The organism is Achromobacter sp., assembly GCF_032113835.1.
Lineage (GTDB): Bacteria > Pseudomonadota > Gammaproteobacteria > Burkholderiales > Burkholderiaceae_B > Achromobacter.
Genome location: NZ_DAMCTG010000002.1, coordinates 49,093 through 57,105, shown reverse-complemented (window position 1 = coordinate 57,105; position 8,013 = coordinate 49,093). Strand labels below are relative to the sequence as shown.

General features: G+C 65.6%; 6 protein-coding genes. 2 read left to right on the top strand and 4 right to left on the bottom strand.

The window, feature by feature from the left end; genetic code table 11:
• The first annotated feature begins 202 nt into the window (after positions 1-202).
• Positions 203-910 carry an acetoacetate decarboxylase family protein gene (locus RT697_RS01230; RefSeq protein WP_313696627.1) on the top strand — a complete coding sequence of 236 codons (708 nt, stop codon included), beginning with the start codon at positions 203-205 and terminating at the stop codon, positions 908-910.
• Between the two features lie 7 nt (positions 911-917).
• Here RT697_RS01230 and RT697_RS01225 read toward each other — a convergent pair whose 3' ends face one another.
• The 4 genes from RT697_RS01225 to RT697_RS01210 form a co-directional block, all read right to left on the bottom strand.
• Entirely contained in the window at positions 918-1,457 is a 540-nt protein-coding gene (locus RT697_RS01225) for a PaaI family thioesterase (RefSeq protein ID WP_313696626.1), read from the bottom strand.
• Between the two features lie 56 nt (positions 1,458-1,513).
• On the bottom strand, positions 1,514-4,618 hold the full coding sequence (locus RT697_RS01220) for an efflux RND transporter permease subunit (protein ID WP_313696625.1): 3,105 nt from the start codon (positions 4,616-4,618) through the stop codon (positions 1,514-1,516).
• Complete coding sequence (locus tag RT697_RS01215; RefSeq protein ID WP_313696624.1) at positions 4,618-5,724, bottom strand: efflux RND transporter periplasmic adaptor subunit; 1,107 nt, start codon at positions 5,722-5,724, stop codon at positions 4,618-4,620. Before RT697_RS01215 ends, RT697_RS01220 begins: the two co-directional genes overlap by 1 nt.
• A 74-nt stretch (positions 5,725-5,798) precedes the next feature.
• Positions 5,799-6,416 carry a TetR/AcrR family transcriptional regulator gene (locus RT697_RS01210; RefSeq protein ID WP_175121340.1) on the bottom strand — a complete coding sequence of 206 codons (618 nt, stop codon included), beginning with the start codon at positions 6,414-6,416 and terminating at the stop codon, positions 5,799-5,801.
• Positions 6,417-6,505: 89 nt separating this feature from the next.
• On the opposite strand from RT697_RS01210, the gene RT697_RS01205 reads away from it, so the two are divergent.
• On the top strand, positions 6,506-7,960 hold the full coding sequence (locus RT697_RS01205; protein ID WP_313696623.1) for an efflux transporter outer membrane subunit: 1,455 nt from the start codon (positions 6,506-6,508) through the stop codon (positions 7,958-7,960).
• Positions 7,961-8,013: the final 53 nt, after the last annotated feature.

Here is an 8,013-nt window from a genome sequence, read left to right as displayed (position 1 = left end):
CAGGCAGACGAGTAACCGCCAAGGCAGGCCGCGGGGCTGAAACGCAAAGTCCCGATGAGTCGACATGGGCAGGATTCTATTACAGAACCTCACGCATTCTGTCTGAATGGAAGCGCATGCGGCGTTCGGTCGCAGGGCGCTTACTATCGACCGGGAGTGTGCATTCCGGACGTGCACATGCAGCCTACAGGAGTTCAACAGCATGATTTCTCCTTCGAACGGCACCCCGCCCGGCACGCAGGGCGACAGGACGTATTCAGATGCGCCGTTGCCATACCCGCAGGCGCCCTGGAACCTGCACGGCCATGCGCTCTTAAGCGCGTGGCGGGTGCCGGTTGCCGATTTGCCGCAGCAGGCGCCCGGAGATGCCCGCGTGGTCACGTTGGGACGCCATGCCATCTGCACCACCGTCTGGACCGCTTACGAACCGGGCGGCACGCTCGCCTACAACGAGTTGCTCTTTGCGACGGCGGTGCGTCACGCGGGATTGCTGGCGCCCGCGTGCACGGTGGGGCCGATCTGGGTGGACGACGAGGCGGCCGCAGAAGGTGGCCGCAAGCTGTGGGGCATCCCGAAGCGCATCGGCGATTTCGAGCCGCTGCGTGCCTTGGGCGCGCCAGGTGAGCCGGCCGCGTTGACGCAGGCGTCGCTTGTCGCGGAAGGGCGGCCCGCGGCAAGCGTGCAATTCCGGCCCGGCCTGCGCGTCGCCGTACCGCTACGCTTCGCGGTCTGGACGGTTCAGGACGGGCCAGCAGGGCTGATCCGCACGCGCTGCACGCTGCGAGGAACGCTGCGTTTCGGGACAGCGCACTGGCGCATGGCCGAAGCGGGTCCGCTGGGATTTCTGGCACGGCGGCAACCGGTGGCCAGCGCGTGGTTGGAACGGATGTCGGTGTCGTTCGGGGGGTAGCGGCGCGCTACGCACGCCGGTCGAAGATCACGCACGTGGTGGTGGCGTGCGCATACAGCTTGCCGTTCTCGTCCTCCACCCGCGCCTGCGCTGTGGCGATCTGCTTGCCGCTATGTATCAGCGTGGCGGCGGCGCGAAGCGGGCCAGTGGATGGCGCCGCCGCGCGCACGATGTTGACACTGAGTTCGACTGTCGTGTAGCTCCTGCCTTCCGGAAGCGCACTTTGGATCGCACAACCCAATGCCGAATCCAGCAGCGTCGAGAACCAGCCGCCGTGGACGGTGCCGAACGGATTGCAATGCCGCAGTTCGGGGATGCCGAGGAACACGGCCCAGCCCGAGTCCGCTTCCACCAGCGTCATGTTCGCGGTGTCGTTCATGGGCGGGTAGGGCAGCTTGCCGGCCATCATCGCGTGGAGGATCTGCAAGCCTGTCATGCCGGCGATCTGATCCGGACTGGCGATATCGGGCTTGCCCCCGCCTGAGCGCAGCCTCGCCAGTGCAGCCTGGTGCTGGACCGTCCAGCACGTCTGTTGATTTCTGTACATACGACCCCTCGTTGTGAAGCCCCGGCGGGCGAGTGCCGCGCCGCAGGCGGCGTGAATCAACCCGTCGTTACCCGGGCCGCAACAGGTTGGGAAGCGTCCTGCGCGGCGGCCGGGCGGATCTTGAACCAGATGGCGTACATGGCTGGAAGGAAGACCAGCGTAATGATCGTGCCGGCGAACGTGCCGCCGATCAGCGTGTAGGCCAGCGTTCCCCAGAACACCGAGTGCGTCAACGGGATGAAAGCCAGTATCGCGGCCAGTGCAGTCAGGATCACCGGCCGCGCCCGCTGCACCGTCGCCTCGACCACCGCGTCGTAGGGCGCCAGGCCTTCTTGTTCGTTATGGTGGATCTGGCCGATCAGAATCAGCGTGTTGCGCATCAGGATGCCGGACAGGGCAATCAGCCCGACCAGCGCATTGATGCCGAACGGCTGCTGGAACAGGAGCAGTGTCGGCACAACACCGATCAGGCCGAGCGGGCTGGTCGCAAAAACCATCACCATGGCGGCGATGGATCGCACCTGCAGGATGATGATCAGCAGGGTGATGGCAATCATGATCGGAAACAGCGGCAGCATGGCAGTGCTTGCCTTCGCAGATTCCTCGATGGAACCAGCCTGTTCGATGCGATATCCCGCTGGCAGATCGTTGATGACCGGTTGCAGTTGCTTGAAGATCGCGGCGGAAACGTCAGGCGGCTGAAGGCCTTCCGCGATGTCGCCGCGCACCGTAATGGTCGGCGTGCGGTCACGGCGCCGCAGGATCGGATCCTCCATTTGCACATCCACCGTGCCAACCTGCGACAGCGGCACGCGTTGGCCGTCGGCCCCCACCAGCGTCAGGCCGGCGATCTTGGCTGGATCCAGGCGGACGTCACCGGCCGCGCGGCCGACCACTTCAACCGAGCGGATGTCCTCGCGAACGTTGGTGAGGGGTACGCCACTCAACAGGAACTGCAACTGTAAGGCGACCGAGCTGGAGGTCAGTCCCACCGCCTGAAGCCGGTCCTGGTCCAGCGTAAAGTGCAGGGCGGGAACCCGCGCGCCCCAATCGGTGTTTACGGTGCGCATCATGGGATCGGCGCGCATGATCGACTGGACGCGCGCGGCAATCGCGCGCAACTGGCTGGCATCAGGCCCCATGACGCGATAGGCGACCGGGAACGGCGAGGGCGGGCCAAACACGATCTGGGTGACGCGGACCTGCGCCTGCGGCGCCAAGCCGTCGGCGATGGCCTGGCGAAGCCGGAACTTGAGCGCTTCGCGTTCTTTGTCGTTTCCCGTCAGCACTACGATCTTGGCGAATGACGGGTCCGGCAGCTCGGGCGCCATGGCAAGAAAGAAGCGCGGCGCGCCTTGTCCGATGTACGCGGTGACGATCCTGGCCTCCGCCTGCTTGGCCAGCCACGCTTCGACTGTCGCAGCGGCCTCGCTGGTTTGTTCAATGGACGTGCCGTACGGCATCTGCACTTCAACGAGCACCTCGGGCCGATCCGAAGTGGGAAAGAACTGTTTGTTGACCAGGCCCATGCCAACCACGGCCAGCGCAAAGACCGCAACCACCGAGCCCGCCACCAGCCATTTGCGGCCGATGACGTGCCGGAGCAGACGCCGGAACCGGTTGTAATGGCGGGTGTCGTAGATGGCGTGGTGTCCGCCTTCAACCTTCTTGATGTCCGGCAGCATCTTCACGCCCAGATACGGCGTGAAGAACACCGCCACCACCCAGGACGCGATCAGCGCAATGCCGACGATCCAGAACATGTTGCTGGTGTACTCGCCCGCGGTGGAACGCGCGAAACCGTTCGGCATGAAACCAACTGCGGTGACGAGCGTGCCGGACAGCATTGGGGCGGCCGTGTGGCTCCACGCATACGCCGACGCTGCGATCCGGCTGTAGCCTTCTTCCATCTTGACCACCATCATTTCGATGGCAATGATGGCGTCGTCCACCAGCAGGCCGAGCGCCAAAATCAACGAGCCAAGCGTGATGCGATCGAAGTTCTTGCCCGAGGCCGCCATGATCACGAACACCGCCGCAAGGGTCAGGGGCACGGCGGCGGCGACCACGATCCCGACGCGCCACCCCATGCTGATAAAGCACACCAGCATCACGACAAGTAGTGCGACGAAGAACTTGACCATGAACTCGTCCACGGCCGCGCTGATGTTCACTGCCTGGTCGGTGACCTTGGTCAGGCTCATCCCGAGCGGCAATGCGGTGTTGATCTTGCCGACCTCCTTCTCGAGCGCGCTGCCCAGATCGAGCCCGTTCCATTCGTCGCGCATGACCACGCCCAAGAGCAGCGCGGGCTCGCCTTTATTTCGCACCAGAAACGTGGCCGGGTCTTCATAGCCGCGTTCCACGGTCGCCACGTCGGCAAGCTTCAGTGTGCGTCCCCGGGCGGTGATGGGCGTCTGGCGGATCTTGTCCAGGCTATCGAACGCGCCGTCTACGCGCAGGAACACCTGGGGACCCTTGGTCTCGATCGACCCGGCAGGCGTCAGGACGTTCTGCGCGTTGAGCGCGGCAAAAATGGATTGCGGATCGACGCCGAGCGTAGCCAGGCGGTCATGGGAGAACGACACGAAGATGCGCTCGGGCTGCTCGCCGATAATGTTCACTTTCTTGACGCCCGGCACGTGCAGCAATTGCTGGCGCAGGGCCTCGGCATCGCGGGCGAGCAGACGCTGGGACTCGCCCTTCGCCTTGAGCGCGTAGAGGGCGAACGTGACGTCCGCGTACTCGTCATTGACCATGGGCCCGACTACGCCGGGAGGCAGACGTCCGGCTTCGTCGGCGAGCTTCTTGCGCGCTTGATAAAACTCTTCCTGCACCGCCTGGGGCGGTGTGCTGTCCAGCAGCGACACCATGGTGAATGCCAGGCCGGGCCGCGTGAAGGTTTCAGTTCGGTCGTACCACCGCAACTCCTGCAGCCGCTTCTCCAGCGGTTCGGCGACCTGGTCCTGCATCTCCTGTGCGGTCGCGCCGGGCCATGCGGTGACGACGGTCATCTGCTTGATGGTGAAGGGCGGATCTTCAGCACGGCCCAATTGGAAGAACGCGAGAATCCCGGCGACGGAGACGAGAAGAATCAGGAACAGCGTGATCGAGCGCTCGCGCACGGCGAGCGCAGACAGATTGAAGCGGCCTTCGCTCATCAACGCGCTCCCACGAGGGCGGCGGCGTTCTGCTCCCCGAGCCTGACCGGCTCGCCTTCATGCAGCAGATGCGCGCCCAAGGACACGACACGTTCGCCGGCCTTGAGATCGCCGGCGACACGCGCCGCATCGTCGCTCAGGCCGTGCACCTGGACGGGCCGCCGCGCCACCTGGGCCGGGGCGCCATCCACCACCACCCAGACGCCCGGACCGGCGCCGGTGTCGAAGACCGCGCCTATCGGCACCTGCAGCAGGGGCGTGCCGTCCGGCGACTGCGGAATGTCGATCGTGACGGTGGCCCCCAACGGGGCGCGAGCCAGCGCGCCTTCCAGCACATACCTGGCCTCGAACGTCCGCGTGACCCGATCCGCCGCATCCGACAGTTGCCGCAGCGTGGCCGGGGCGGGGGATTGGCGGTCGCCGTACAACATCGCCCGGGCGGCGGAGCCCACGGATGGCCGTAGTGTTTCGGGAAGGTGCACGATGGCTTCGCGCTGGCCGGCGCGCGCCAGCCGCACGACGGACTGCCCGGCGGCAACGACCTGTCCGGGTTCGGCCAGCGTGTCCACGACGACGCCGTCCGCGTCCGCCACCAGCACCGCATAGCTCGACGCGTTTTTCGCGACGTCGGCCCGCGCTTCGGCCGCCTTCAGATCGGCACGCGCCGAGTCGGCCGCGGCCTTGATCTGCGCATAGGCCGACGCTGACACGGCGCCTTCTGCCACCAGGCCGCGATAGCGGGCGTCGTCGTCGACAGCCTGTTTTGCGCGCGCACGCGCGGAGGCCACGGCTTCAATCTGCGCACGGGCCTGCAGGCCCAGATCTTCCGGATCCAGGCGCATGAGCGGCTGGCCGCGGGTCACCGATTGACCGGTGTCGACCAGTCGCTCCAGCACTTTCCCGGACACGCGGAATCCCAGGTCGCTTTGCACGCGCGCCGCCACGACACCCGAAAAGGAGCGTGCGGGCGCGGATGTGATCTGCGCCACGCCGACTCTGACAAGTGGTGGGTCGACGCGGGGATCTGACGGGGGGCTATCGCCGCATGCCGCAAGGGCGACAGGCAACAGGCAGAGGGCAATTGGGGCAAGCGGACGCCAAAGCATGGGAGACCATCCTCACAAAGAAGGTCCCCATTTTATACAAGTGACCAATAAGGTCAATGGTCACAAAAGAAAATTTACGGCGCCAGGCTACGCAAGATCAGGTTCGACAACTGCACCGTGGCTTCCGCGCCATTGGCCAGATTGTGCTGCAGGAGCAAGGGATTGATATACGGCCGCATGACGAGGTAGATGGCGTCTGCCGTTTCATCGAGGGGCGTCTTGCGTTCGAAGTCGCCGGCTTCCCGGCCCTCGCGAATTACCTGCAGGATGAGGCCCTTGATGTGCGCCTCATAGGCTTGCGCGGAAGGCCACGACTCGCTGGCCGAGGTTCGCGCAATGTCGTACAGCTTGCTGTCGTGGAAGAAGAGCTGGCTGCCGGCTTCCACCAGGGCCTTGAACATGCGCCGCAGCCGGTCTGGCGCGGACCGCGCGTCGGCGACCGCCGCGTCGACGGCCACCATGATCGTGTTCAGGCGGTTGGCGCAGATGACCTCGCCGATTGCCTGCTTGGAGTCGAAGAACTTGTAGATATAGGCCTTGGAGAATCCGATGGCCTTGGCCAGGTCCGAGACTGTGGTCTTGTCGAAACCGTACAGGCCGAAATATTCGGTGGCGGCTTCGACGATCTGATCGCGGACGTCGTGATCGGAGGGGCCTCGCGGCTGAAGGGCGGGGGATGTTGCTTTCGTCATGCGTGCAGCTTAACCCGGTGCATTTTTGTTGACAACAAGTGACCAAAACGTATTATAGTCACCAAAAATTAACCGCCTGAAGGATTCCCATGCTTGCCCGTCATTCCTTTGTCTTGCTCTGCGCCAGCGTGCTGGCCGGGTGCGCGGCAGGCCCTGATTACCACCGGCCCGAGGCGCCGGTTCCCACTCACTACTCGCAGGCCCCGGGCCGGCAAGCCGGATCGGGGGCCGTGCAAGGCCTCGATACGTGGTGGCGCCAATTTGACGACCCGATGCTGGCGCGATACGTGTCGTTGGCAATCGCGCAGAACCTGGCCCTGGCGCAGGCGGCGGCACGCGTGACGCAGGCGCGTGCGGGGCTGGGCGCGGCCAACGCGGCCTTGCTGCCGTCGGCCTCGGTGCGCGGCCTGGCCGCGAGGTCGCATCAGTCGCGTGAGACGCCACTGGGACAAGTGGCCAGTACGATGCCCGGTTACGACCGCTGGGGCAACCAGTACGAAGCCAATCTTGAGGCCAGCTGGGAAGTCGATCTGTTCGGCGGCCTGCGGCGTGGCCGTGAGGCGGCCATCGCTAGATTTCAGGCCTCGGAAGCGGCGGCGATGGCCACGCAGCTTGCGGTGGCCGCGCAAACCGCGGACACATACATTGTGATCCGCAGCCTTCAGGCGCGTTTGGACATCGCACAGCGGCAGGTCAGGACGCAGCAGGACCTTGTTGCCAAGGTCGCGCTGCTGCACGAACGCGGGCTGGCTGCGCACTACCAGGTGCGTCAGGCGGATGGCGCGCTGTCGCAAGTACAGGCAACCGTTCCACGTTTGCAGAGTGGGCTCGATGCGGCCATGAACGCTTTGGACGTCATGCTGGGGGCCGCGCCCGGCACGCATCGCGCCGAACTGGCGGCGCACGCGCCGATACCCGCCGCGCCTCGGATCGAGGAAATGGGCGCTCCCGCGGATCTGCTCCAGCGCCGGCCCGATCTGATTGCGGCCGAACGCCGGCTGGCGGCCGCCAACGCCCGTATTGGCGAGGCCATCTCCGAGTTCTACCCGAAGTTCTCGTTGAGCGGCTTGCTGGGCAGCGCCACGGCCGTGTCCAGCGGCAATCTGTTCTCCGCCGGCGCAAGCCAGTCCACGGGCGTGTTGGGACTGCGTTGGCGGCTGTTCGACTTTGGCCGCATCAACGCGCAGATCGAAGGGGCGAAGGGCCAAGAGGCCGAGGCGCTGGCGGCATATCGCCTGGCGGTCCTGCATGCCACGGAAGATGTCGAGAACGCGTTTTCCGCACTGATCCACGGTGCCGAACAGTCGGCGGTGCTGACCCGCGGCGAAGACGCGCTGACGCAGGCGCGAGCGTCGTCGTTCGCGGCCTACAAGCGCGGCGCCGCCAGTCTGGTCGACGTGCTGTATGCGGACGCCTCGCTCTTGCAGGCTTCTGACGACCGGGCGCAGGCCCAAGCAGAAACCGCTCGCGCAGCGGTGGCGGCATACAAGGCGCTGGGCGGAGGCTGGCGTCCGGATACACCGGCGCAGGTCGCCACGCGCTGAACCGAAGCGCGCGGGCCTCGGCACGGACACAGGAACACGACTTGCTGCGTTGC

Coding starts and splice junctions, on each gene's coding strand:
- RT697_RS01230 (WP_313696627.1), top strand. CDS start 203: ATGATTTCTCCTTCGAACGGCACCCCGCCCGGCACGCAGGGCGACAGG.
- RT697_RS01225 (WP_313696626.1), bottom strand. CDS start 1,457: ATGTACAGAAATCAACAGACGTGCTGGACGGTCCAGCACCAGGCTGCA.
- RT697_RS01220 (WP_313696625.1), bottom strand. CDS start 4,618: ATGAGCGAAGGCCGCTTCAATCTGTCTGCGCTCGCCGTGCGCGAGCGC.
- RT697_RS01215 (WP_313696624.1), bottom strand. CDS start 5,724: ATGCTTTGGCGTCCGCTTGCCCCAATTGCCCTCTGCCTGTTGCCTGTC.
- RT697_RS01210 (WP_175121340.1), bottom strand. CDS start 6,416: ATGACGAAAGCAACATCCCCCGCCCTTCAGCCGCGAGGCCCCTCCGAT.
- RT697_RS01205 (WP_313696623.1), top strand. CDS start 6,506: ATGCTTGCCCGTCATTCCTTTGTCTTGCTCTGCGCCAGCGTGCTGGCC.